At 50.5% G+C, this 23112-nt stretch carries 23 protein-coding genes and 1 tRNA gene; 16 read left to right on the top strand and 8 right to left on the bottom strand.

Annotated elements, in window-relative coordinates; genetic code table 11:
• Nucleotides 1–174 precede the first annotated feature (174 nt).
• Nucleotides 175–936 (top strand): YheC/YheD family protein, encoded by a 762-nt coding sequence (locus CGZ75_RS16390; protein ID WP_089525339.1) that lies wholly within the window; start codon nucleotides 175–177, stop codon nucleotides 934–936.
• 135 nt (nucleotides 937–1071) lie between these two features.
• Here CGZ75_RS16390 and gyrB read toward each other — a convergent pair whose 3' ends face one another.
• From gyrB to dnaA, 6 genes are all read right to left on the bottom strand, one after another.
• Nucleotides 1072–2985, bottom strand: a complete 1914-nt coding sequence (gene gyrB / locus CGZ75_RS16385) for a DNA topoisomerase (ATP-hydrolyzing) subunit B (RefSeq protein WP_089525338.1) — start codon at nucleotides 2983–2985, stop codon at nucleotides 1072–1074.
• A gap of 84 nt (nucleotides 2986–3069) precedes the next feature.
• A complete protein-coding gene (gene remB / locus CGZ75_RS16380; protein WP_089525337.1) occupies nucleotides 3070–3318 on the bottom strand; it encodes an extracellular matrix regulator RemB in 249 nt (82 codons plus the stop codon).
• Between the two features lie 70 nt (nucleotides 3319–3388).
• Complete coding sequence (recF, locus tag CGZ75_RS16375) at nucleotides 3389–4498, bottom strand: DNA replication/repair protein RecF (protein WP_089525336.1); 1110 nt, start codon at nucleotides 4496–4498, stop codon at nucleotides 3389–3391.
• 58 nt (nucleotides 4499–4556) lie between these two features.
• Entirely contained in the window at nucleotides 4557–4772 is a 216-nt protein-coding gene (gene yaaA, locus CGZ75_RS16370) for a S4 domain-containing protein YaaA (protein ID WP_089525335.1), read from the bottom strand.
• A 76-nt stretch (nucleotides 4773–4848) separates the two neighbouring features.
• On the bottom strand, nucleotides 4849–5991 hold the full coding sequence (dnaN, locus tag CGZ75_RS16365; RefSeq protein WP_089525334.1) for a DNA polymerase III subunit beta: 1143 nt from the start codon (nucleotides 5989–5991) through the stop codon (nucleotides 4849–4851).
• A 223-nt stretch (nucleotides 5992–6214) separates the two neighbouring features.
• The gene (gene dnaA, locus CGZ75_RS16360) at nucleotides 6215–7567 is read right to left on the bottom strand and encodes a chromosomal replication initiator protein DnaA (protein WP_089525333.1); all 1353 of its coding nucleotides are present in this window, start codon (nucleotides 7565–7567) and stop codon (nucleotides 6215–6217) included.
• 644 nt (nucleotides 7568–8211) lie between these two features.
• Between dnaA and rpmH the strand changes: the two genes are divergently transcribed.
• The 11 genes from rpmH to CGZ75_RS16300 all read left to right on the top strand — a co-directional run bounded on the left by rpmH (nucleotide 8212) and on the right by CGZ75_RS16300 (nucleotide 19510).
• Nucleotides 8212–8346, top strand: coding sequence for a 50S ribosomal protein L34 (gene rpmH / locus CGZ75_RS16355; protein ID WP_089525332.1), 135 nt, complete (start codon nucleotides 8212–8214; stop codon nucleotides 8344–8346).
• Nucleotides 8347–8582: 236 nt separating this feature from the next.
• Nucleotides 8583–8927, top strand: a complete 345-nt coding sequence (gene rnpA, locus CGZ75_RS16350; protein ID WP_089525331.1) for a ribonuclease P protein component — start codon at nucleotides 8583–8585, stop codon at nucleotides 8925–8927.
• 109 nt (nucleotides 8928–9036) lie between these two features.
• Nucleotides 9037–9915, top strand: coding sequence for a YidC/Oxa1 family membrane protein insertase (locus CGZ75_RS16345; RefSeq protein ID WP_089525330.1), 879 nt, complete (start codon nucleotides 9037–9039; stop codon nucleotides 9913–9915).
• 155 nt (nucleotides 9916–10070) lie between these two features.
• On the top strand, nucleotides 10071–11450 hold the full coding sequence (gene mnmE / locus CGZ75_RS16340; RefSeq protein ID WP_089525924.1) for a tRNA uridine-5-carboxymethylaminomethyl(34) synthesis GTPase MnmE: 1380 nt from the start codon (nucleotides 10071–10073) through the stop codon (nucleotides 11448–11450).
• A 216-nt stretch (nucleotides 11451–11666) separates the two neighbouring features.
• A complete protein-coding gene (mnmG, locus tag CGZ75_RS16335; protein ID WP_089525329.1) occupies nucleotides 11667–13556 on the top strand; it encodes a tRNA uridine-5-carboxymethylaminomethyl(34) synthesis enzyme MnmG in 1890 nt (629 codons plus the stop codon).
• Nucleotides 13556–14281, top strand: a complete 726-nt coding sequence (gene rsmG, locus CGZ75_RS16330) for a 16S rRNA (guanine(527)-N(7))-methyltransferase RsmG (RefSeq protein WP_089525328.1) — start codon at nucleotides 13556–13558, stop codon at nucleotides 14279–14281. The genes mnmG and rsmG overlap by 1 nt, the downstream gene beginning before the upstream one ends.
• A gap of 439 nt (nucleotides 14282–14720) precedes the next feature.
• Nucleotides 14721–15539, top strand: coding sequence for a nucleoid occlusion protein (noc, locus tag CGZ75_RS16325; RefSeq protein WP_089525923.1), 819 nt, complete (start codon nucleotides 14721–14723; stop codon nucleotides 15537–15539).
• Nucleotides 15540–15887: 348 nt separating this feature from the next.
• Nucleotides 15888–16661 carry a ParA family protein gene (locus tag CGZ75_RS16315; protein WP_089525326.1) on the top strand — a complete coding sequence of 258 codons (774 nt, stop codon included), beginning with the start codon at nucleotides 15888–15890 and terminating at the stop codon, nucleotides 16659–16661.
• Nucleotides 16642–17490 (top strand): ParB/RepB/Spo0J family partition protein, encoded by an 849-nt coding sequence (locus tag CGZ75_RS16310; RefSeq protein ID WP_089525325.1) that lies wholly within the window; start codon nucleotides 16642–16644, stop codon nucleotides 17488–17490. The genes CGZ75_RS16315 and CGZ75_RS16310 overlap by 20 nt, the downstream gene beginning before the upstream one ends.
• A 291-nt stretch (nucleotides 17491–17781) precedes the next feature.
• Nucleotides 17782–18951: an aminotransferase class V-fold PLP-dependent enzyme gene (locus CGZ75_RS16305; RefSeq protein ID WP_089525922.1), complete on the top strand. Its 1170-nt coding sequence runs from the start codon at nucleotides 17782–17784 to the stop codon at nucleotides 18949–18951.
• Nucleotides 18952–18979: 28 nt separating this feature from the next.
• Nucleotides 18980–19510 carry a DUF4446 family protein gene (locus CGZ75_RS16300; protein WP_089525324.1) on the top strand — a complete coding sequence of 177 codons (531 nt, stop codon included), beginning with the start codon at nucleotides 18980–18982 and terminating at the stop codon, nucleotides 19508–19510.
• Here CGZ75_RS16300 and yyaC read toward each other — a convergent pair.
• Nucleotides 19461–20054 (bottom strand): spore protease YyaC, encoded by a 594-nt coding sequence (yyaC, locus tag CGZ75_RS16295; protein WP_089525323.1) that lies wholly within the window; start codon nucleotides 20052–20054, stop codon nucleotides 19461–19463. The genes CGZ75_RS16300 and yyaC overlap by 50 nt on opposite strands.
• A 92-nt stretch (nucleotides 20055–20146) precedes the next feature.
• Between yyaC and CGZ75_RS16290 the strand changes: the two genes are divergently transcribed.
• From CGZ75_RS16290 to CGZ75_RS16275, 4 genes are all read left to right on the top strand, one after another.
• On the top strand, nucleotides 20147–20380 hold the full coding sequence (locus CGZ75_RS16290) for a putative Se/S carrier protein (RefSeq protein ID WP_089525322.1): 234 nt from the start codon (nucleotides 20147–20149) through the stop codon (nucleotides 20378–20380).
• A 251-nt stretch (nucleotides 20381–20631) separates the two neighbouring features.
• Complete coding sequence (locus tag CGZ75_RS16285; RefSeq protein ID WP_089525321.1) at nucleotides 20632–21606, top strand: mechanosensitive ion channel family protein; 975 nt, start codon at nucleotides 20632–20634, stop codon at nucleotides 21604–21606.
• 102 nt (nucleotides 21607–21708) lie between these two features.
• Complete coding sequence (locus tag CGZ75_RS16280) at nucleotides 21709–21918, top strand: DUF951 domain-containing protein (protein WP_089525320.1); 210 nt, start codon at nucleotides 21709–21711, stop codon at nucleotides 21916–21918.
• Between the two features lie 59 nt (nucleotides 21919–21977).
• Nucleotides 21978–22068 (top strand) — tRNA-Ser (locus tag CGZ75_RS16275).
• A gap of 125 nt (nucleotides 22069–22193) precedes the next feature.
• Here the strand turns inward: CGZ75_RS16275 and CGZ75_RS16270 are convergent.
• Nucleotides 22194–22640 carry a GNAT family N-acetyltransferase gene (locus tag CGZ75_RS16270; protein WP_245850883.1) on the bottom strand — a complete coding sequence of 149 codons (447 nt, stop codon included), beginning with the start codon at nucleotides 22638–22640 and terminating at the stop codon, nucleotides 22194–22196.
• Between the last annotated feature and the right edge of the window lie 472 nt (nucleotides 22641–23112).

The raw sequence follows: 23112 nt of genomic DNA, 5'->3' as shown, positions 1-23112 counted from the left end.
CAGATGCTCGCCATAAAAGGGCTGGGTTTCCAGCAGGTCACACAATTGGACAATACACTCTATTATATCATTATTCGATCTCTTATCATATCGGAAAAATGCCGTCTTATGGAGAATTGCAGGGAAAAGACCTATCAGCCCCTTACTCCAAACGGCTGGGAAGGATGAAGGCGGTTGGCTATCCAACGAGTTGTCAGCAAGCAGGCCAAAACCCAGGTTCTGCTCCAATCGGAAGAACTAAGAGGGTATGTCCCGGAAACGATCATTTACACCAGACAAACACTCCGCTCAATGCTCGATCAGCACGGAATGCTCTATATCAAGCCTGATTCAGGAACGTTCGGAAACGGCGTAATCAAGGTTGAGCAACTTAGCAATAAACTAGGCTATCGCTTCCAAAGCGGAACGAAAATCCGTACGTATAAAAGCTTCGACAGTTTGTTTACCGGACTGGAGCAGGTTCGACCTAAGAGGCGCTATTTAGTACAAAAAGGAATTCAACTGCTAAAGCATCACAAACGCCGCTTCGATCTGCGAGTGATGGTACAGCAAAACCTTTCGGGCCAATGGGAATCGACCGGTATCATCGGTCGGTTATCGCATCCATCAAAAATCGTCACCAACTATCACAGCGGTGGAACGATAACTCCATTTGAAACGCTTATGAGCTCTCACATGAATGCCGATGCTCAAGCAAAGTACTTGGAGAAGCTTCGCAGGATCGGGGTAAAAACGGCCATACAGCTCTCCGTTCGTTATCCCAATCTGAAAGAAATTGGCCTTGATGTTGCGGTAGATACGGATCTGAAGCCTTGGATTCTCGAGGTCAACACGATGCCTGATCCGTATATTTTTCGGCGGTTGTCCGATAAAGGCATCTTCCAGCGCATGAGACGATATGCCGCAGCCTACAGCCCTAAGCGTGTGGTCAAATAGTAGACAGAGCCTACATGACCACCTGCCGGTAGACGGTTTTCAAAGACCACGACTTTAGGTGATCAAAAAGAGATTCACTCTCAAAAAGGAATAAAAGCCCGAAGCGAACTGAGGATCGCTTCGGGCTTTTTGCATTTACACATCAAGATTGGTGACGTATTTGGCATACTGCTGGATGAACTCGCGACGTGGTTCGACATTATCGCCCATAAGCGTATCGAACATCAGGTCAGCCTTAATGGCGTCCTCGATCTGTACCTGCAGCATGGTGCGGCTCTCTGGATCCATTGTTGTTTCCCATAGCTGAGTAGCGTTCATTTCACCGAGACCTTTATAACGTTGGACGTTGATCTTCACGCCCTCGCCGAACTCGGCAAAGATAGCATCCCGTTCCTTCTCACTCTGAGCATAACGGACGACCTTATTGCGTTCGACCTTGAACAGCGGCGGTTGTGCGATGTAGACATAACCAGCCTCTATAATCTTACGCATGTAACGGTACAGGAAGGTAAGAAGCAACGTCCGAATATGCGCGCCGTCGACGTCGGCATCTGTCATGATGATGATTTTGTGATAGCGCGCCTTGGCCAGATCAAAATCATCGGCAATGCCAGTACCAAGCGCGGTGATGATCGCACGGATCTCAGTATTCGACAGAATACGGTCAAGCCGGGCTTTCTCAACGTTGAGAATTTTGCCACGGAGCGGCAATATCGCCTGGAAATGCCGATCCCGGCCCTGCTTGGCCGAGCCGCCAGCGGAGTCTCCTTCGACGATATAAAGCTCACTGATACTGGCATCCTTGGAAGAGCAGTCCGCCAGCTTGCCCGGTAGGCTGCTGACTTCGAGCGCGCTCTTACGACGTGTCAGCTCGCGGGCTTTACGTGCGGCTTCGCGGGCTCGGGAAGCCGATAGGCCTTTGTCAACGATTTTGCGAGAGACGGAAGGGTTCTCCTCAAGGAATTCTTGAAGCTTCTCGGCAAAGAAGGACTCTACAATGCCGCGCACCTCGCTGTTGCCGAGCTTGGTCTTCGTCTGTCCCTCGAACTGAGGCTCAGGAATTTTAACGCTGATAATAGCCGTCAGTCCCTCACGCACATCGTCACCGGAAAGATTGTTGTTGCTATCCTTGATCGCGCCGCTCTTACGGGCATAATCATTGATAATCCGGGTCAGAGCACTTTTGAAGCCAGACTCATGCGTGCCGCCTTCATGCGTGTTGATGTTGTTCGCGAAGGAGTAAATATTCTCGCTGTAGCTGTCATTGTACTGCAGCGATACTTCGACCTGAATGCCATCCTTCATGCCGTCGACATAGATCGGTTGCTCATGAAGCGCCTCGCGGTTGCGGTTGAGGTACTTAACGAACTCGATAATACCGCCTTCATAGCGGAATGAGTTGGATACACCCGTACGCTCGTCCGCCAAAACGAGCTCGACACCTTTGTTGAGGAAGGCCAGCTCCCGAATACGCGACTGAAGCGTCTCGTAATCGTATACCGTCGTTTCCGTGAACACCTCGGTATCGGGCTTGAACATCGTCGTTGTGCCTGTCGTTGTGCTCTCGCCAACAATTTTCATGTCGTATTGCGGTACACCGCGGCGGTATTCCTGCTGATACACATTGCCATCACGGCTGACCTGAACAATAACTTGCTCCGATAACGCATTTACGACAGAGATACCGACGCCGTGCAATCCGCCGGATACTTTGTAACCTTCGCCGCCGAACTTGCCACCCGCATGTAGTACGGTCATGACAACTTCCAGTGAAGGACGTTTGAGCTTAGGATGCTCGCCGACTGGAATGCCGCGCCCGTTGTCAACGACAGTGATGCTGTTATTCTCGTGAATCGTTATCGTGATCCGGTCGCAATACCCGGCTAGCGCTTCGTCAATGCTGTTGTCGACAACTTCCCAGACAAGATGGTGAAGACCTTTGGCGCTGGTTGAGCCGATGTACATGCCCGGCCGCTTACGGACAGCCTCAAGGCCCTCCAGTACCTGAATCTGGTTCTCGTCATACGTATGTTGTGGATTCGTAGACATGCTTTGTTTCACTGCTCCTCTCGACTGCTCTAAAGCAACTGACGCGGGAATGCCGCATCCAGGAATGTTGGGCCGCTATCGCCGTCAATTAGCAGCGAAGTTATGGCCGCGCTTCTTCAGCGTGGATGATGAGATAGGGGAGTAGTACACCCGGCTTTTGGTGACGACGATGGACTTCGGCTCTTCCTCGCCGATCAGTTCCACGTCCTTACGCTTTTTGGCGCCGGCTACGAACTGCTTGGAGAGCTTGGAGGATTGCTCGATGGATATGTCAAAGATGGCGACCAGCTCTGACGCCCGGATAATCTTCTCTCCACCAAGGTGAATATACATCCTTCCGCCTCACTCCTCTTTTATGAAAAGCCCCGGAAGGGGCAGAATCGCCAAGAAAGGGCTGAGGCGGCTACTGGGTTACAAGTCCGCCTTCAACCCGATAGATACCCGCATCGGATAAGCGGCTTGTATTTACGCTCTCAAGCCCCGTTGCGGTTATGAACGTTTGGACCTTGCCCTGGAACGTCTCAATCAGCTGGGTCTGACGGTGCTGATCCAGCTCCGACAGCACATCGTCCAGCAACAGGAGCGGATACTCGCCAATCTCCTCGTGAATCAGCTCGATCTCAGCGAGCTTCAGCGACAGCGCCGTCGTGCGCTGCTGTCCCTGGGAACCATATACCTGGGCTTCCTTGCCGTTGATAAAGAAGGCCAGATCGTCACGATGGGGTCCAGCAAGCGTGACGCCGCGGCGAAATTCCTGATCTTTTACCTGGGTTAACTTTAACATAAATTGCTCGAATAAAACAGATTCATCTTCGGCTGGGCCAATCTCGAAGGACGGACGGTACTCGACTAGCAGCTCTTCTCCACCAGCTGTAATACCAGAATGGATGGCTGCAGCCCAGGTTTTCAGCTTCTCTATGAATTGTTGCCTCTTTTTCATAATTTTAACACCATGCTCCACCAACTGCATATCCCATACCTCTAGCAGCCCTTGCTTGATGCCGGAGGGGCCCGCCGACTTGAGGTAATTGTTGCGCTGTATGAGCACTTTGCCGTACTGCTGCAGCGTATGCAAATAACCCGGCTGAACCTGTCCAATCTCCATGTCTAGGAACCGTCGACGAACGCCAGGTGTGCCTTTTACAATTTCGAGATCTTCCGGCGCGAACATGACAACATTGAGCGTTCCAACGAATCCGCTCAGCTTCCGTTGCTCAAGTCCATTGATGCGGGCTTTTTTGCCTTGGGCGGAGTAAGTGAGATCCAACGTCACGTTGCCATACCGCTTTTCAACGGCTCCTTGGATGGATGCATCCTTGCCGTTCCAGCCGATCAGCTCGCGGTCCTTGGCGGTACGGTGAGATTTGGTCAGTGCGAGCGCGAAAATACTTTCAAGCAAATTGGTCTTTCCTTGAGCATTGGGCCCGATGAACAAATTCACCTTATGCGTTGTATCCAGCTCCAGTTGCTCGTAATTGCGATAATTTCGCAGAGCGATCCGGTTTAGATGCACGGTTTGGCCTCCTCGCCTGTCATGTCCGCGTGGGGAGGACATCCCGCGAATGCGGAGTTCATGTTCTCTGAACTCGGAAGGGACCGAAGCCTTCTATTTCGACTAGATCGTCGTTGTACAGCTTGCGGCCGCGCCGATTATCAGGTTCACCGTTGATGACGACTTTAGTTTCCTGGAGGAAGGGTTTAGCTTGCCCGCCGGAATCAATACAGTCCGACAGCTTAAGGAATTGGCCCAGCGTGATGTATTCGGTTTTGATCGTGATCGTTGTCATAGGGAATCTCTCCTGTTTCGATCTGTCTTAAAGATGGCAAAAGCGGACGACCACACGGGTCGACCGCTTAATTGCATCAGTTGGTGGTGCGGTACGGCAGAATGATGTATTGGCTGTTGTCATGATCAGCCGGGCGGATGATGATCGGGCTCATTGCACCGGTGAAGCTGATGATGAGCTGATCACTGTCGATAACTTTGAGCGTGTCGAGCATGTATTTGGAGTTGAAAGCGATCTTTAGCGGTTCTCCACTTTGGCGGATAGACTCTAGCTGCTCCGTTACGCGGCCCAGCTCAGAGGAGCTGGAAGAGATTTCGATCGCTCCATTTTCGAGTGTAACAATGCGTACAATATTGGTTTTTTCCTCACGCGACATCAGATAAGCGCGCTCCATGGAGTCGATCAGCTTACGAGTTTCCAATACGAGTTCTGTTTTGAATGTTTGCGGAATAATCTTGGATGTATCGGGATAAGTTCCGTCAAGCATTCGACTGTAAAAGAGGGTGTGTCCAAGCCGGAACAGCACCTGATTGCTGGCAACGACAATATCAACAAGTCCGGCTCCGTCAGGGACGAGCTTGGAAAGCTCGACCATCGTTTTGGCGGCGATGACAACATTGGTTAGACGATAACCCGGAGGGGTCTTTACATTTGCAATACGGCTAGCCAGCCGATGGCGGTCAGTAGCAACAAACTTAAGCTCGCCTTCAGTTAGATTCCAGAGCAATCCAGTGAGTACTGGTGTCTGTTCGCTGGTGGAGGCGCAAAATACAGTTTGGCGAACCATAGATTTGAGCAGATCACCTGGAAGCTGGAGCACTTCGTTTTCTTCAATCGACGGAAGTACAGGGAACTCTTCTGGATCTAGCCCGACCATTTGGATATCCGTTGATCCTGAGCGAATTAGCGTTTGGTAATGTTCTCCGACTTCAATCTGCACGTCATCTGCCGGCAGCTTGCGGATAATCTCCACAAAAAACTTGGCTGGCATAACGACACTGCCAGGTTTCTCGACTTTGGCAATAACCATTTTGTCGGTTTCTGCAGGAATAAAGCTCTGGATGGAAATATCCGTGTCGCTTGCTGTCAGTGTAACTCCTTGATGGGTCACATCTATTTTGATGCCTCCGAGAATCGGAATAGCGGGACGGATTGAAGCTGCCTTGGCCACCTGCTGGATGGCGTCGTTGAGTTCGTTTTTGGAGATGGTAAGTTTCATGCGTTCCTCCTTGGGCGGCGTTCGACGGCATTCGTCCTCGTTTTTTAAGAGAAGGCGGAGCCGTTCTTTTATGATGATGTTATTTATAAAAAAACAGTAGTAGTAGTCGTAGGGGCGGTGGATATGTGGATAAGCCCCGAAAACGATGATGAGACAAGCCTATCCACATGTGTATAGAGTGTGCATAGGCTTGTTTATCTTTTGCTTATAGTTGGGGATAAAATTACATATTATTTTTGACTTTTTCCGTCAAATTCTGAATGATCTTGAACAGCTCTTGATCCAGCTTCAGCTGTTTGGAAATTTTCTCATGGGCGTGGATGACGGTTGTATGATCCCGGCCACCGAATGCCTCGCCGATCTTCGGAAGGGAATAGTCGGTCAGCTCGCGGGAAAGGTACATGGCAATTTGACGGGGATAGGCGACAGCCTTCGTCCGTTTGCGAGCCTTGAATTCATCCAGCTTGAGGCCATAAAATTCGCCGACTCGTTGTTGAATATCATGAATAGTGATCATCTTCGGGCGGCTGGAAGGAATAATATCCTTGAGCGCCTCCGCTGCCAAATGCGAGCTGATATCCTCATTGATGAGCGAGGAGTAAGCGACAACGCGGATGAGCGCACCTTCGAGCTCACGGATGTTCGTATCGATTTGGTTGGCAATATAGGCCATCGCTTCGTTCGGAATATCAAGATTCTCTGCCTTGGCTTTCTTGCGGAGAATCGCAATCCTCGTCTCCAGATCCGGTGGCTGAATATCCGTGATGAGTCCCCATTCAAAGCGCGAACGCAGCCGTTCTTCTAGTGTTGGAATCTCCTTTGGCGTACGGTCGCTGGAAATAACGATCTGCTTGCGCTCCTCATGCAAAGCATTGAACGTATGGAAAAATTCCTCCTGCGTCCCATCCTTGCCTGCCAGAAACTGAATATCATCGATCAGCAGCACATCGATATTCCGGTACTTGTTGCGGAAGCTCTCGCCACGGTTGTCACGAATCGCGTTAATGAATTCGTTGGTGAATTTTTCGGAAGAGATATACATAACCTTGGTGCTGGGATTGTGCTCCATAATATAGTGCCCAATCGCATGCATTAAGTGAGTTTTGCCAAGCCCGACGCCACCATAGAGGAACAATGGGTTGTAAGCCTTGGCCGGCGCCTCGGCCACTGCCAGTGAGGCAGCATGGGCAAAACGATTGTTCGCACCGATGACAAAGGTGTCAAAGGTGTATTTCGGATTAAGCATATGGGAGAACGGCTCCCCCGCAGTTGCCGGCGCTTGCTTAATCAGCTGCTGCGCAGGCTGTGCGGGTTCCGGCGGGCGGTTCTCCTCGATCGTGAATCGGATGTCCACTGATTTGCCAACATAATCAGACACCGTTGAGCGAACCAGCTTGGTATAACGACTCTCCAGCCATTCAACTGCGAACGTTGTCGGAGCTGTGACCACAATCAATCCCTCATCCGAAAAATCGGCTTTCGTCGCCTTGAACCAGGTGTCGAAGCTCGGTTTGCTCAATTTAGTTTGGATGATTGACAACACTTGCTGCCACAAATCCTCGGTATGGCTGTCCACAGACGGTCACTCCTATCCCTGTTGTAACGATGGCCAAACTTGTTATACTGTCGATTCTATTGGGGTAAGCCGCTCATCCATCCACAGATGCAGGGACTTGTTGATGAAGGTTATACAGAAGGGGACCATGTTGTTCACAATGTTATCCACAGGCTGTTGATAAATCCAGTTGTATTTACGCTCCGTCCACAACAAAAACAAATCTATCATAGCAAAAGAAAGGCTCTATTTCAACGAGTGGCGGAATATTATCCACAATCTCTACTGCTTGTGTATAAAAGTTATCTACAGCACTAGATATTGTTAACAGGCTGTGCGCAGTTCGACAAATCCCGCCAAAAGTCATTTTATTTATACACATGTTACTAAAAAGTGACGGGGTTCCACCTCAAACTTGGTTATCCACAAGAATATAGATGAAGGAATTGAAATTCGGTTGTGGATAGCATTTTAAAAGGTGTACAGAAGAAGGATCCGGTTGACTTTCGACAGTCAAAGTGGTTAAATGGGAAAAGGCGTTTTTAACTCGGGATTACTGCTTGAGCACGGACGAATATGATTCGATCGTCCACGGGTTCTGCTGCATCCGCTGCGGCGGACGCCCGAGTTGGACGAACGATACTTATAGCGGGGAGGTGCATGTAATGAGACCGACTTTCAGACCTAATGTGAGCAAGCGTAAAAAGGTTCACGGCTTCCGTAAACGGATGAGTTCGAAAAACGGCCGCAAAGTACTGGCTGCACGCCGCCAGAAGGGCCGCAGCAAACTGAGCGCTTAATTGCTCTATCCTTTAAACATGCAAATGTGTTCGCTAGGCAGACCTGCTGAATCAAAGTGATCGGCCTGGCGAATAAGCAAATAGCTTCGCCGTCCTTTGGACGAGGTATGCTTTTGCGAAGACAAGGCGAGAATGCATTCCATTCGGATATAAATTCTAGCTTGTGGAAAAAGACCACCTAGCGTGGTCTTTTTTTTGTAATGGCAGCATCGATATTTCGTGGAGTCGGTGAACTAATGCAAAGAAAGTGGCGTCTTAGAAGGCGCGAGGATTTTGCCCGGACTTATCGCGGCGGAAAATCCTTTGCCAATGGCCAGTTTGTCGTTTATTGGTCTCGTCAGCCGAAAGCGGAGCCATTCCGGCTTGGCATCTCGGCGAGCAAAAAGATCGGCAACGCGGTTGTTCGCAACCGGATGCGTCGGGTTGTGAAGGAAATTGTACGGCATCATGTCGAGAAAATCGTGAACCATACGGACTTTATCCTGATCGTTAGAGCCGGGGCTGTCGGAAAATCCTCCAAAGAGTTGGAGAGAAGCGTGCTGCATGTGCTGCGCAAGGCTGGGCTGCTTAAGTCCCGCTGAGCCCCCATGGAGACGGTGTTTTTGTACCGTTCTAGGCTTGTTTCTTTGCCATGTTTTATATGGTATAGTTTAGGTTGAAACGCGACAGGCTTTCAGAGAGGAGATTTACATGTTTTTTTCGCGCTTTACTTCAAAACGCAAATGGCTGGTCATGCTCTCCCTGATCTCATTGGTAGCACTCCTCTCGGGATGCATGCCAGATCCGTCAAAAGCAACAACGACCGAGCAACTGAAAGCAAATGGAAACTGGTGGGAAGCTAACGTCGTTTATTACTTCTCCTATGCTCTGGATGAATTCGCGAGCTGGTTTAACGGTCAATACGGATTAGCTATCTTGCTCATGGTTATTATCGTGCGTACGCTAATTTTACCATTGACGCTGAAGCAATACCGCAGCTCCAAAGCGATGCAGGCCATTCAGCCTGAGTTAGCCGAGCTCCGTAAGAAGTTTGCAGATAATCCGCAGAAGCAGCAAGAAGAGACGATGAAGCTGTTCCAGCAGAACAAAGTGAACCCGATTGCTGGGTGTTTACCGCTGCTGATTCAGATGCCGATCTTTATCGCGCTGTATAACTCTATCTACTATAATGGCGCCATTAAGACGCATGAATTCCTATGGCTGCAACTTGGCGAGCCCGATCAATGGCGCATCTTGGCGATTATTGCGGCGATTACCACATATGTGCAGACTAAGATGATGCAGAAGTCCCAGCCAGCCAATCCACAGATGCAGATGATGAATACGATTATGCTCGTCTTCCCTGTTCTGATTCTGGTTATGGCTTGGAATCTCCCTTCCGCGCTCCCGTTGTACTGGGTGTACACGAACATCTACACGATCATCCAGAACTACTTCCTGTACGTCCGCAATTCGGATAACAAAGGCAACGATCCGAAGAAGGATAATGGAAATGGCAACAACACCAGTAATAACAAGAGCAAAAACAAAGGAAAAGGCAAAGCGGCTGTCTCCCTTAAAGGCAAGTAAGGATGGACAGGCCTCGGCCTTTTTATGAATAAAGTTCCAATTCGGCGGCAATGGCTCTTATAGTCATTGCTTTTTTGCCATCATGCGGCCAGCCTCTCTGCTCCTCGCGAGCTGATGCTTATGGCTGACTAACGAGGTGAGTCTTCTCCATTATGTTGATGCAAGAAACGATAGCTGCAATAGCAACGGCGCTCGGTGAGGGCGGAATCGCGATCATTCGTGTCAGTGGGCCGCAAGCGGTGCCGAGCATTAGTGGAATTCTAAAATCGCGGCAGAAATTGACTGAAGCGGCGAGTCATACCGTCACGTATGGTCATATTGTGGATGTAGATAGTGGCGAGGCAATTGAGGAAGTGCTCGTCACGGTGATGAAAGGTCCACGTTCGTTCACGGCAGAGGATGTCGTGGAAATCGGAGTGCATGGTGGGCTGATCGCAGCGCGCAAAGTGCTTGAGCTGGTACTTCGCCAGCCAGATTTACGTGTCGCGGAGCCGGGTGAGTTCACGAAGCGCGCTTTCCTGAACGGACGAATTGACCTGGCGCAGGCAGAAGCCGTCATCGATTTGATTCGCTCCAAGTCCGACCGTTCGCATACCGTTGCGCTCAAACAGGCCGAAGGAACGTTGTCGAAACGGATCCAAGCGCTGCGTCATAGCTTGATCGAGCTGCTCGCCCATATCGAGGTGAACATCGATTATCCGGAGCATGATGTGGAGGAAATGACGAGTTCCTACATTAAGGATAGCTGCGGCTCCGCTCTGGAAGCGATCCGCAAGCTGCTGCAGACAGCAGCCGAAGGCAAGATTTTGCGTGAAGGTATCACTACGGCAATCGTCGGTAGGCCCAATGTTGGCAAGTCATCCCTGTTGAACGCGCTTGTGCAGGAAAGTAAGGCAATCGTCACGGACATACCGGGTACTACTCGGGATGTCATTGAAGAGTACGTGACATTATCAGGTATTCCGCTTAGGCTGCTCGATACGGCCGGCATTCGAGAAACGACGGATGTGGTGGAAAAAATCGGTGTGGAGCGTTCCTATTCAGCGGTTGAGGAAGCGGAGCTGCTGCTACTGGTGTTGAACCGGAACGAGCCGCTGCATGGGGATGAGCGGGAGCTGCTCGGCAAGCTTGCCAACAGACAAGTTATTCTTATAATCAACAAAACGGATCTCCCCGAGCGGCTTGATGTCGAGGAAGTTCGGACCGCGTTGCCGAATAGCCGCATTGTGCCAATGTCCGTACTTCAGGAGCAAGGATTGGAAGATCTGGAGCAGGCCATTCGCGAGCTATTTTTTGAAGGACAGCTGGAAGGCGCCGATCTGACCTATGTCAGCAATGCGCGTCATATTTCATTGTTGCATCGAGCTGCAGACGCGTTGAATGATGCAGTCAGCGCAACCGCAGACGGTATTCCAATTGATATGGTTCAGTTGGATGTACGGGCGGCCTGGGAGCTGCTTGGCGAAATCGTAGGTGACACGGCCGGCGAGTCGCTGATCGATCAGATATTCTCGCAATTCTGTTTGGGCAAGTAATTGTCCACATGGGGATAAATGATTGAGTTAGAATTGAAATCAGGATGTAGCTGGGGATAAACAGGCGACATCATTAAACATAAATAACTGGCAAGCGGCAGCAAGCAACAGGGGATGCCGCTAAATGCCGTCGAATGCTGGAATTGAAAACCTATTTTCATAAAAGAGGGAGAGGCGGGGTGGTTTCCTGCTAATTCCGACCAGGAGGTTTGAAAAATGAGTTATGCTGCAGGACAGTATGATGTCCTCGTCATTGGCGCCGGCCATGCCGGCTGCGAGGCAGCGCTGGCTGCTGCCCGGATGGGCTGTGAGACGCTGCTGCTCACAATTAATTTGGATATGGTCGCTTTCATGCCATGTAATCCTTCCATCGGCGGCCCTGCCAAAGGGCATGTTGTCCGCGAGATCGATGCACTTGGCGGCGAGATGGGCCGCAATATCGACAAAACTTATATTCAAATGAGGATGCTGAATACCGGCAAAGGACCAGCTGTTCATGCACTGCGTGCTCAAGCAGATAAATTTGAGTACCAGCATATGATGAAGAAAACGATTGAGGAAACGCCTCGATTGACGCTTCGTCAAGGCATGGCGGAGGAGCTTATCGTAGAGGATGGAGTCTGCGTAGGTGTCATTACTAAGACTGGTGCGAAGTATCGGGCTAAGTCGGTTGTCGTGACGACCGGCACCTATTTGCGCGGCAAGGTGATCATGGGTGAACTGATTTACGAAAGTGGCCCTAACAACCAGCAGCCATCGCTGAGGTTGTCTCAGTCGCTCAAGGAGAACGGCTTTGAGCTCGTGCGCTTCAAAACCGGTACACCTCCTCGCGTCCACAAGGACAGCATCGATTTTTCCAAAATGGAAATCCAGCCGGGCGACGACAAGCCAAAGTTCTTCTCGTTTGAGACCGAATATGCGAACAATGAGCAGCTGCCATGCTGGCTAACATACACATCTGAGGATACGCATCGCATCATCAACGACAATCTGCATCGCGCACCGATGTTTTCTGGCGTCATAGAGGGAACAGGCCCGCGTTATTGCCCGTCGATTGAGGACAAAATTGTACGTTTTGCGGATAAGCCGAAACATCAGATTTTCTTGGAGCCTGAAGGTAAAAACACCTCGGAGTACTATGTTCAGGGCTTGTCGACAAGTATGCCGGAAGATGTACAGCTTGGTATTCTGCGCTCTATTCCTGGTCTGGAAAAGGTTGAGATGATGCGCACTGGTTATGCAATTGAGTACGATGCGGTCGTGCCGACGCAGTTATGGCCTTCGCTGGAGACAAAGGTGCTGCCGGGCTTGTTCACCGCCGGTCAAATCAATGGAACATCAGGCTACGAAGAAGCGGCTGGACAAGGTGTCATCGCCGGCATCAATGCAGCTCGCAAAGTGCAAGGCAAAGATCCGGTCATCGTTGAGCGCTCGCAAGGTTATATCGGCGTTTTGATTGACGATCTGGTTACCAAAGGTACAAATGAGCCTTACCGACTGCTCACCTCCCGGGCGGAGTACCGACTGTTGTTGCGCCATGACAACGCGGATCTGCGGCTTACGCCGACCGGCTATGAAATCGGACTGATTAGCGAAGAGCGCTATGCCAAATTCCTGGAGAAAAAATCCCTCGTAGAGGGAGAGCTTGCAAGACTTCGCACGGTCAAAATCCGTCCGGAGGAAGCCGAGGCTATGCTTCGCGAATTCAATTCGACTCCTTTGCAAAATACGATTGATGCACTCACCTTGCTGCGCCGTCCAGAAATCTCTTATGCACAGGTGGAGCCGTTCGCACCTGCTCCTAACGAGCTTAGCGAGGACATGAAAGAGCAGGTTGAGATCCAGGTCAAGTATGCCGGTTATATAGAGAAGCAACAGCTGCAAGTAGAGCGACTTGGCAAGATGGAAAAGAAGAAAATTCCAGATGATATCAACTATAGTCTCGTTCATGGGCTAGCTTCCGAAGCGAAGCAAAAGCTCGGTACGATTCGTCCGCTGAATATCGGTCAAGCTTCGCGAATTGCTGGTGTTACACCAGCAGATATTTCTATTCTGCTCGTGCATTTGGATCATTATAGCCGCACCCGCGCTGCGAGGAGTTCTTAATGGACTTAGTTATGGATAGCTTTCGCGCTAGGTTGGAAGAGCGGGGCATCCCGCTCTCAGTTCGGCAAATGGAGCAGTTTCAACGTTATTATGAGCTGCTCGTGGAATGGAACGAGAAGATGAACTTGACCGGGATTACAGAGCGCGATGCGGTGTTCGAGAAGCATTTTTATGATTCCGTTACGCTTGCCTTCTACCTCGACCTGTCGTCGACTCCAAGTTTGGCCGATATAGGTTCTGGAGCCGGTTTTCCGAGTTTACCACTTAAAATTTTCTTCCCTCATCTGAAAATAACCATTGTGGATTCGCTCAATAAGCGAATTACATTCCTCAAGCATGTATGCGAGGAGCTTGGACTGGAGGGGGTCGAGTGTGTGCATGGCCGGGCTGAGGATATTGCTCGTTTGCCGCAGCATCGTGATCGCTACGCGATTGTCACAGCTCGCGCTGTGGCGCGTCTAGCCGGGCTGAGCGAGCTATGCTTGCCTTTCGTGCAAAAGGGTGGCGTTTTCGCCGCGATGAAGGGAGCTCAGCCACAGGAAGAACTCGATGAAGCCCGTTATGCGATCCGTGAGCTGCGCGGTCAGTTCGACAAGGTTGAGACGCTGCGACTTCCCGATGAACAATCGGAACGCGCGATCGTTTTGATTCGTAAAACAGATTCAACGCCCAAGGCTTATCCACGTAAGGCGGGCGTGCCGCTGAAACAGCCTTTGCAAAAATGAGATCAGCTCTTTAAAAGAGGGCTAGCTGCCCTCTGAGATTCCATCTATGTTCCACGTGGAACATAGATGAGAAGGTGCAAGTTGTGAAAACTTCTTGCAAACGCGAAATCCAGCAGGATATTTAAGGACCTTCAACGAATTGGAAAGAGTGATGTTTGGATGCGTGCTCTCGATTCGCGAGGCGATGCTTCCGGCCTTCACAGGCAGGGAAGACTTGACGCGCAGCCTTATTCGGCCGTTCTTTGCAGGAGCCGCATTCCAATCTGCCCGTGCTGCACGAAATAGCCGTGACCATCCGCTTCCAGAAGGAAGCGTGAAGAAGAAGTATGGTGCTGGTGCCGCATCCGTGACTTTGGGGGCCAAGCAAGTCCAGCGCGGCCGCAACACGGAATCCTACAGCAAGGACATTGGCACATTGAATTCGGGTGGTTGTAGAATGATGAAAGAACAATTTTCCCGGCTTTTCGGGCTGACCGACCCGAAGGCTGCTCTAGATGAGGTCAAGCAAATTCCCATCGGCAGCATTGATACAAGTCCGTATCAGCCGAGAACGATCTTTGATGACGAGAGAATTGAAGAGCTGAGCCAGACGATTCGTACACATGGCGTCATTCAGCCGATCGTCGTCCGTCTCAGAGGCGACCGTTATGAAATCATCGCTGGTGAGCGTCGTTGGCGTGCTGTCACGAAGCTAGGCCTGGAGACGATTCCAGCCATAGTTCGGGAATTCAATGATTCCCAAGCAGCCTCGATTGCGTTGATTGAGAATCTGCAACGCGAAGGCTTGAGCGCGATTGAAGAAGCGGTAGCCTACCAGAAGTTAATTGATCTGCATAGTCTGACACAGGAAAGCCTGGCTCAACGTCTTGGTAAGAGTCAATCGACAATTGCAAACAAGATCCGATTACTCGGCCTGAGTGAGCCGGTTAAGAGGGCCCTTACCCAGCGCAAAATTACGGAGCGTCATGCAAGGTCTCTGCTTGCTCTTGATTCCACCGAGTTGCAACAGAAGGTGCTTGAAGACGTGTTGTCCAAGGAGCTTAATGTCAAGCAGACCGAGGCGAGAGTCGCCTTTTACAAAGAAACGTCCAAAGCCAAAAAGTCGAAGCGAGTCTCCTTTACGAAAGATGTTCGTCTGGCCTTAAATACGATCCGTCAATCCATTGATATGGTGTCGGGCTCCGGGCTCCAGATCAAAACGGACGAGAAGGACTATGAGGATCATTACGAGATCATCATTAAAATTCCGAAGCGTTGAATCCCCGCGCAAGCCGTTTCATTCCGTGAAGGTTTCCTTTATACTTAATTCATCTTGATTGACGCGTTTTATGCGCGACGCGGGCGGAATTCATCATGACAATGCCGACAAAACTGCCCACAGCTATCTTCTTGATTCGCAGGATAAGCGGCAGCAGCCGCTTTTTTTTATCTTTAGATGGCCATGTTTTATACATTGTTCGACAGTGTGGGCGATTCCAGCCTACCAGCATCTACGGCCGCCGTACCTCAGACTTATTTGTGCAAACGCTACCCGGTTGTGAATACCGGATCTTTGATTGTGCAGTAGGAACAGTTGTACGAGATTGGGAATATTGAGGTGACAAGGTTGTCCAAAATAATCGCCATAACGAACCAGAAGGGCGGGGTCGGTAAAACGACCACATCCGTTAATCTGGGGGCATGCCTCGCTTCCTTAGGGAAGAAGGTGCTGCTAGTTGATATTGACCCGCAAGGCAACACGACCAGCGGCGTCGGCATTAATAAGGCTGATGTGGAAAATAGTATTTACGACGTCTTGATCAATGAAGTGGATCCTCATGATGCGGTCACGCCAACTGCGGTTCCCAATTTAAGCATCATTCCCGCTACGATTCAATTGGCTGGAGCGGAAATCGAGCTGGTCCCGACTATCTCTCGCGAAGTTAGGCTTAAAAAGTCGCTCTCGCAGCTGCGGCAGGAATACGATTATATTTTAATCGATTGCCCGCCATCGCTTGGCATTCTTACTATTAACTCTTTGACGGCGGCTGATTCTGTCATTATTCCTATTCAGTGTGAATACTACGCGTTGGAAGGGCTAAGCCAGCTACTCAATACGGTTCGGCTCGTCCAAAAACATCTCAATACATCGCTAAAAATTGAAGGCGTACTGTTGACGATGTTCGATGCTCGTACAAATCTGGGTATCCAGGTTATAGAGGAAGTCAAAAAGTACTTCCAACAAAAGGTGTATCAAACGATCATCCCAAGGAATGTGCGTCTGAGTGAGGCGCCGTCTCATGGACAGGCTATCATTACTTACGATCCTCGTTCCAAAGGCGCCGAAGTTTATCTCGAACTGGCGAAGGAAGTGATTCAATATGAGCAAGCGGCTAGGTAGAGGACTGGATGCGCTCATTCCGTCTCTTTCGATCCAAGAAGGTGACAAGGTGGTCGAGATCGACCTGAAGCAGCTACGCCCGAACCCGTATCAGCCAAGGATAACCTTCCATGATGAATCCATTCATGAACTGGCGGAATCGATCAAGCAGCATGGCGTCATTCAACCGATTCTCGTTCGATCCGTGCTTAAGGGTTACGAAATCATTGCTGGTGAACGTCGTTTCCGTGCCTCTCAGCTTTGTGGGCTGAAAAGCATACCGGCTGTTATTCGTAGCTTCACGGATCAGCAGGCGATGGAAATCGCCCTCATCGAGAATCTTCAGCGTGAGGATTTGAACGCGATTGATCTGGCGGCTGCTTATCATGCCATCATGGACAAGTTCAATTTAACGCAAGAGGAGCTTTCACTTAAGGTCGGTAAATCCCGTTCCCATATCGCCAACTTCCTACGTCTGTTGAGCTTGCCGTCTGAGATCAAGGATAATGTTTCACGTGGAACATTATCGATGGGACATGCGCGTGCTCTGGCAGGACTCAAAGAAGACAAGCTGCGCAAGGAGCTGGCTAAGCAGGCTATATCAAGTGAGTGGAGTGTACGCGAGCTTGAGCAGGCGATCCAAACGCTGGATAAGAAACCGTTGGAGCCTACTGCGGCTAAAAATAAGCTGCAGAAGCGCGACCCTTATCTGGAAGAGTTGGAAGAGAACCTGAGGGAGAGATTCAAAACCTCGGTCAAAATCAAAGCATCCCGCGAGCGCGGGAAAATTGAGCTGGCCTATTACAACAAGCAGGACCTGGAACGGATTTTGGACCTTTTAAAGTCCTGAACTCGAGAAGGAAACGTCTGAAATGACCTGTGGCGAATCAATTTTTTCAGAGTAGGGCTATGAGCTGGAACCGTACTTACAGCAACACTTCTTCTTGTGTACCAGGTATACGGAATGAATGACTCAAGCTTTGAAGCTTTAGATGAAAGCAGCTCGTTAAAGTAGCATACCTCGGTTGTAATCTGCTACGACAGGGATTAAACTTAGGTATGCTATTGCTTTTTAATGGGAAATTCGACAGAGCACAATGAAGGTTACGTTTATGCTCGTCAGGAAAGGTGAGTGGGCGTCATAGCCGTTGATCAGCCGTTAATATACCTCGATCATGCTGCGACATCTTGGCCCAAACCTGAGGCCGTCGTGAATGCGGTTACGGAGACGCTTATGCGAGGTGCGGCTAACCCAGGAAGAGGGAGCCATCGCATGGCGGTCCAGTCAGGACGGGTGCTGTTCGAAGCAAGAAAAAACCTGGCCAAGCTGCTGCGGATATCGAATCCTAATGACATTGCACTGACCGCGAATACGACGGTTGGGCTGAATATGGCCATCAAGGGCATACTGAAGTCCGGCGATCACGTTGTGGCGACTGCCGTGGAGCATAATTCCGTCCGCAGACCTCTGGAATATTTGAAAGAGAGTCTTGGAATCAGTGTCACCTATGTAGAGACGGATGCCCATGGTGAGCTTGAGGCAACCCGGATTCGCGAGGCGATCCAGCCCAATACAACGCTAGTCGTAGCGACGCATAGCTCTAATCTATTGGGTTCAATTCTGCCTATAGCCGAGATTGGAGAGATTACTCGCCGACAAGGAATTCCTTTCCTCGTTGATGCGGCTCAGTCTGCTGGCATCCTGGACATTGACGTTGAGGCGATGGGGATTGACCTACTGGCCTTCCCTGGTCATAAAGCGTTACTTGGCCCTCAAGGCACGGGAGGGCTGTACATTCATCCGAGATTAGACCCAGTCCCCTTGCTGCATGGAGGGACCGGAAGCCAGTCGGAGTCGGCGACTCAGCCGACCGTAAGGCCGGATCGTTATGAAGCCGGAACGCCAAATACGCCCGGCATGGCCGGGCTAGCAGCAGGTGTGAAGCATGTACTGGAAGTAACTCCGGCAGTTATACACGCCCGGGAGACTGAGCTGATAAACCGCATACGGGACGGGCTTTCGACCGTGGCGGGAATCAGGCTGCTTGGGCCGGTTGAAGGGCGCCCAAGGACCGGGATATGCGCACTCACGATGGAAGGCGTTGAGGCATCGGAGCTTTCTTTTATATTGGATCAGCATTATGGTATTGCCGTAAGATCAGGCTATCATTGCACCCCGCTGGCGCATTGGAGCGCCGGGACAGCCGATTCAGGCGCAGTAAGAGCAAGTATCGGTTTCTCTACAACGGACGAGGAAGCGGAGGCACTTGTGCTTGCTGTACGCGAGATTCGGACCCATTATCCCCTCTAGGGAGAAGATTAGGAGCGTTACGGGAAAGATGAATGAATGGTATGAGGCATGGGTGGAAGCACCTTTCTATGGCGCAGCAATTGTTGTGATGGTATTGGCGCTGTTGCTTCTCGTAATCTGGATTGCTGCTCTAGGCCGCAGGCTGACGAAACTGAGAAGACAATATGTTCAGGTAATGGGACAGACTGGTGTAACCAGCCTGGAAGATGTTATTGTGGATCTGCGCCTCTCTCTTGATGAGCAGGGAGCAAGATTAGAGCATTACGATGGGCAGTTTGCGGAATTCGGACAGCTTTTGAGGGAGACAAAAGGCAGAGTGGGCGTGCTGCGCTACAATGCTTTCTCCAACCAGGGCAGCGATATGAGCTTCTCGATCGCAATCATTAATGAAGAAAAAACCGGTGTTGTTCTAACCGGCCTGCATGGCCGTGATGAGACTTACATGTATGCCAAACCATTGCAGATGGGAAACTCGTCCTATCCGCTTACAGCGGAAGAGGAGCAGGCGATTACTCTTGCGTCGCAGCGTGAACCGGGTAAGAGCGGCAATCGCGAATAGCCTGGACAAGTGTATCTGACATTAACTCGGCCATACGCATAACCAGATTAAGCCGGGTGTTTTGGAGTACAAAATATTCCATGAATCCACCGACGTTCACGATGCCCGTCATATGAATATCGCCAACGGGCGGGAGCTCCTTGTTCACGCCGGCACCTGGACGCACAGGGCCAGGACCGAGCTGGATGCAGCCTACGCTGCTCAACTGGCCAAGACAGGCATCGATACCGATGATGAAAGGCTTGGAGATGCTGCGGTTGATGTCCTGCAGGGTGCTTTCCAGATTCATCGCATGCACAGGCTCATCCAGTGTGCCGTACAACTCGAACAGTGAGCCGCGTTGCTTGTCCAGATGGGAGCCGATGATCGGCCCGAGGGCGTCGCCGGTAGAACGATCCGTGCCAATGCAGACGACGGCAATCCGGCGATCTGCTGGTACGGGATGAAGATGAAGCTGCAGGCGGCTGGTCAGCTGACGGGCAGCATCGGGATCTGTATGAGGCACTTTGAGCGGGATTTCCCGGATTGCAGCAGGACGTTTCATAGATTCCCCTCCGCTAATATGAACTGTTACTAGTATATGGTAGAGGCGAGGAATTTATACTTGTCCGTTCACTATGAAAAGGAGCCTGGCTGATGTTGATCGCCTTTGATTCCACGCAACAAGCACTTCGGACTGAAATGCTGCTTGAATACGCTGATATTGAGATTGATATCCGTCCAACACCGAAGACGATTACGGCGGGCTGTGCCTTGTCGATTGATTTTCCGGATGAGGAGCTGGAGCGGGTCAGAGAGATTCTGATTGAGCAGTCTGTAGCAATCCGTGGCATATTCCGCGAAACTGCGGAAGGGTATGAAGCGATTTAGAAGCCAGCTGAACGAGCTTGGAGTAGCAATTTATTTGCAAGGGAAGTAAAACAGCCTACTGCTTGCATAGCGGTGAGGCTTCTTTTATTATCAAGCAATACGCATTTCCCGTCCTTTTGGACGGGCACGTATGCGCAGGAAGTACGAGAAGGTTACCAAGAAGGTAAACATTCTAGTACGACAAGCAATACGCATTTCCCCATCCCACTTGGGTGGGGAAGTTACAGTCGAAGAGAAGGGAGAGCGATAAAATGAATCCATTCGTTCTGCTGGCATCAGCCAATACGAACGCCGGACCGGAAAATACCGGAGCGAACAATAATACGGGGACAGGAACGGCCAACAACGCAGCGGGACCAGAAAACGCAGAGCCGATGAACTTAACTGATATTCCCGGCGAGGTAGCGGCAAAAACGAATCAGTTTTGGACTGCGATGTCGGAGCGGTTCGACAGCCAATTTTGGATTAATGCTCTTATCGTATGTGTAAAAATCGCCCTTGTCCTGTTGATTGGACGATTGATTATTTTCATTGTGAACAAATCAATCGACAAGGTGCTGGAGCGGGAATCCAAGGTACAGCAACGTACGAGGCGTGTCGTGACGATGGGACGACTGCTCAAAAATGTCGCTTCCTACGTTGTATATTTCATTACTGCAATGCTCGTACTGCCTATGCTAAGCATCAATATCGGTCCGTTGCTGGCTGGCGCAGGCGTACTCGGCCTAGCTATCGGATTCGGTGCGCAAAGTCTCGTGAAAGATGTCATCAGCGGCTTTTTCATCGTTTTGGAAGATCAGTTCGCAGTCGGTGATGTCATTCAGACGGGGACGTTCAAAGGAACGGTGGAGCTGATCGGCCTGCGGACGACACGTCTGAAAACATGGACGGGAGAGGTGCATATCATTCCTAACGGCTTGATTGCACAGGTAACGAATTTCTCACTCAACCATTCGCTGGCTGTCGTGGATGTTGACTTGCCTAACCATTATAAGCCGGATGAGGCGGCGGACATCATTCGTGAGATGTTGGAGAAGCTCGAAAATCCGAATCTTGTGAAGGTACCCGATCTGCTGGGCGTTGCCTCGTTAACAACGGCGGACTACAAGCTGCGCATCGTTGCGGAGTGCCTGCCGAATACGGAAGCGGTAGTATCGCGTCAGATTAACATGGAGCTGCAGCGACTATTACGAGGACGGGACGAGCCACAAGAAGAACTGGCCTAGAAGCGGTAGGACAGTGTAAGATGGAAACAACTGGACCGCCCGCGTGCAGCCACGGTTATTACCGAAGTGCGCGGTGTAGCGGTCGAAGGAGAGGTGAGGGGTATGGAGCGTAAGCAGTTTGAGCTGAACGATGTGGTTCAGATGAAGAAGCCCCATCCCTGTGGGACTAATGAGATGGAGATTATCCGCATGGGCATGGATATCCGTATCAAGTGCACCGGTTGCAAACACAGCGTGCTTATTCCCCGGGCAAAATTCGAGAAAAATATGAAAAAAGTGCTTCGGCAAGCGGCGGATAAAAGCGAAGCTTGAGGACAATTTAAAAACTTATTGCGCTAATGCCCAAGATATGTTATGATCTACCTTGCTGCGGAAAGGTACCCAAGTGGCCCAAGGGGGCTGACTCGAAATCAGTTAGGCGTCTCACGGCGTGCGTGGGTTCGAATCCCACCCTTTCCGCCATTCTTCAGCAAATCAGAACCTCCTACATCATGTAGGAGGTTTTTTTTCGTGAATTATCCGGGATAGACGCAAGGGAAGAGCTCTGGCAGCCACTCCGGGCCGGCAGGAGCCTCTGTCTGCGAGACCTAACTTTGCGAAACAAGATCTTTGACGAAGCCACGCTTTGCGCCCCTGTACCCAATGCTCGCATAAAATTGGTGGGCGTCAGTTCGTATATTGCTTGATGCAAGTATGACGTAACTGCATCTGTGCTCGCTTCCGTACTGCTCAAGCCTTTGCATAAGCAGCTTTCCAACGCCCTTGCCACGGACTTTTCCGGACACAACGACATTTTCAACGAGAAGAAAAGGGGCACAGTTCCCAACCAGATCACGACATACGATGCCCATAGCGGTACCTACAAGCTCCTGCTCCCACTCCGCGACAGCGACATAATAATGAGGCTCGGACGAAATAAGCTCCAGCTGCCTCTGCATTGCCTGCGTATCGGATTCATACCCCATGAGCTCCTCAAAAAGTCCGGATAAAGCCTTAACATCGCGGGGCTCCGCTTGCCTAATTTGTACACTCAAACCAATCAGCTCCTTCATTATGAATTAGGCCGCTAAGCCTTATAGGTAAAGGATACTGAGGATGAGCGGGAATAGGCAACACTGCCTGGCTTCTATTGAAGAAGATACAACCAACGCGAGTTGTATGCTCTACATTAAACGATGCGATGCTAGGTGAAAACGAACGAACAATGTACATCGAGTACATCGAACAACTAGCCATACAAATTGAACAACCAACAAAAACAACGAACAACGAAACAATGAATGAACAACGAACAAGCGCCCAGCCTTTCGGCTGGGCGCTGCTGACGGCGCTTAATGGGTTGCAAGATCAAACAAGCTGCACTTCCTCATTGAATACGTGCGGAATACCGCCCGGCTGCCAAATGTCCGAGGACTTTTGCACCTGCTGCGGCGAAGGCCCTAAACACAAGTGTCTTTGGCGCAACCCCTCGCTTCTCTGTTGTCGTGAACTGGAATCCTTTGCAGT

The sequence above is a fragment of the Paenibacillus herberti genome (genome assembly GCF_002233675.1).
Lineage (GTDB): Bacteria > Bacillota > Bacilli > Paenibacillales > Paenibacillaceae > Paenibacillus_O > Paenibacillus_O herberti.
The sequence above is the reverse complement of the archived record's forward strand: the minus strand, read 5'-3'. Positions and strand labels throughout refer to the sequence as shown.

Excerpts from the sequence above, each read along its gene's own strand:
- gyrB (WP_089525338.1), bottom strand. The coding sequence starts at position 2,985 with ATGTCTACGAATCCACAACATACGTATGACGAGAACCAGATTCAGGTA.
- remB (WP_089525337.1), bottom strand. The coding sequence starts at position 3,318 with ATGTATATTCACCTTGGTGGAGAGAAGATTATCCGGGCGTCAGAGCTG.
- yaaA (WP_089525335.1), bottom strand. The coding sequence starts at position 4,772 with ATGACAACGATCACGATCAAAACCGAATACATCACGCTGGGCCAATTC.
- dnaN (WP_089525334.1), bottom strand. The coding sequence starts at position 5,991 with ATGAAACTTACCATCTCCAAAAACGAACTCAACGACGCCATCCAGCAG.
- rpmH (WP_089525332.1), top strand. The coding sequence starts at position 8,212 with ATGAGACCGACTTTCAGACCTAATGTGAGCAAGCGTAAAAAGGTTCAC.
- rnpA (WP_089525331.1), top strand. The coding sequence starts at position 8,583 with ATGCAAAGAAAGTGGCGTCTTAGAAGGCGCGAGGATTTTGCCCGGACT.
- CGZ75_RS16345 (WP_089525330.1), top strand. The coding sequence starts at position 9,037 with ATGTTTTTTTCGCGCTTTACTTCAAAACGCAAATGGCTGGTCATGCTC.
- mnmG (WP_089525329.1), top strand. The coding sequence starts at position 11,667 with ATGAGTTATGCTGCAGGACAGTATGATGTCCTCGTCATTGGCGCCGGC.
- rsmG (WP_089525328.1), top strand. The coding sequence starts at position 13,556 with ATGGACTTAGTTATGGATAGCTTTCGCGCTAGGTTGGAAGAGCGGGGC.
- noc (WP_089525923.1), top strand. The coding sequence starts at position 14,721 with ATGAAAGAACAATTTTCCCGGCTTTTCGGGCTGACCGACCCGAAGGCT.
- CGZ75_RS16310 (WP_089525325.1), top strand. The coding sequence starts at position 16,642 with ATGAGCAAGCGGCTAGGTAGAGGACTGGATGCGCTCATTCCGTCTCTT.
- CGZ75_RS16300 (WP_089525324.1), top strand. The coding sequence starts at position 18,980 with ATGAATGAATGGTATGAGGCATGGGTGGAAGCACCTTTCTATGGCGCA.
- yyaC (WP_089525323.1), bottom strand. The coding sequence starts at position 20,054 with ATGAAACGTCCTGCTGCAATCCGGGAAATCCCGCTCAAAGTGCCTCAT.
- CGZ75_RS16290 (WP_089525322.1), top strand. The coding sequence starts at position 20,147 with ATGTTGATCGCCTTTGATTCCACGCAACAAGCACTTCGGACTGAAATG.
- CGZ75_RS16285 (WP_089525321.1), top strand. The coding sequence starts at position 20,632 with ATGAATCCATTCGTTCTGCTGGCATCAGCCAATACGAACGCCGGACCG.
- CGZ75_RS16280 (WP_089525320.1), top strand. The coding sequence starts at position 21,709 with ATGGAGCGTAAGCAGTTTGAGCTGAACGATGTGGTTCAGATGAAGAAG.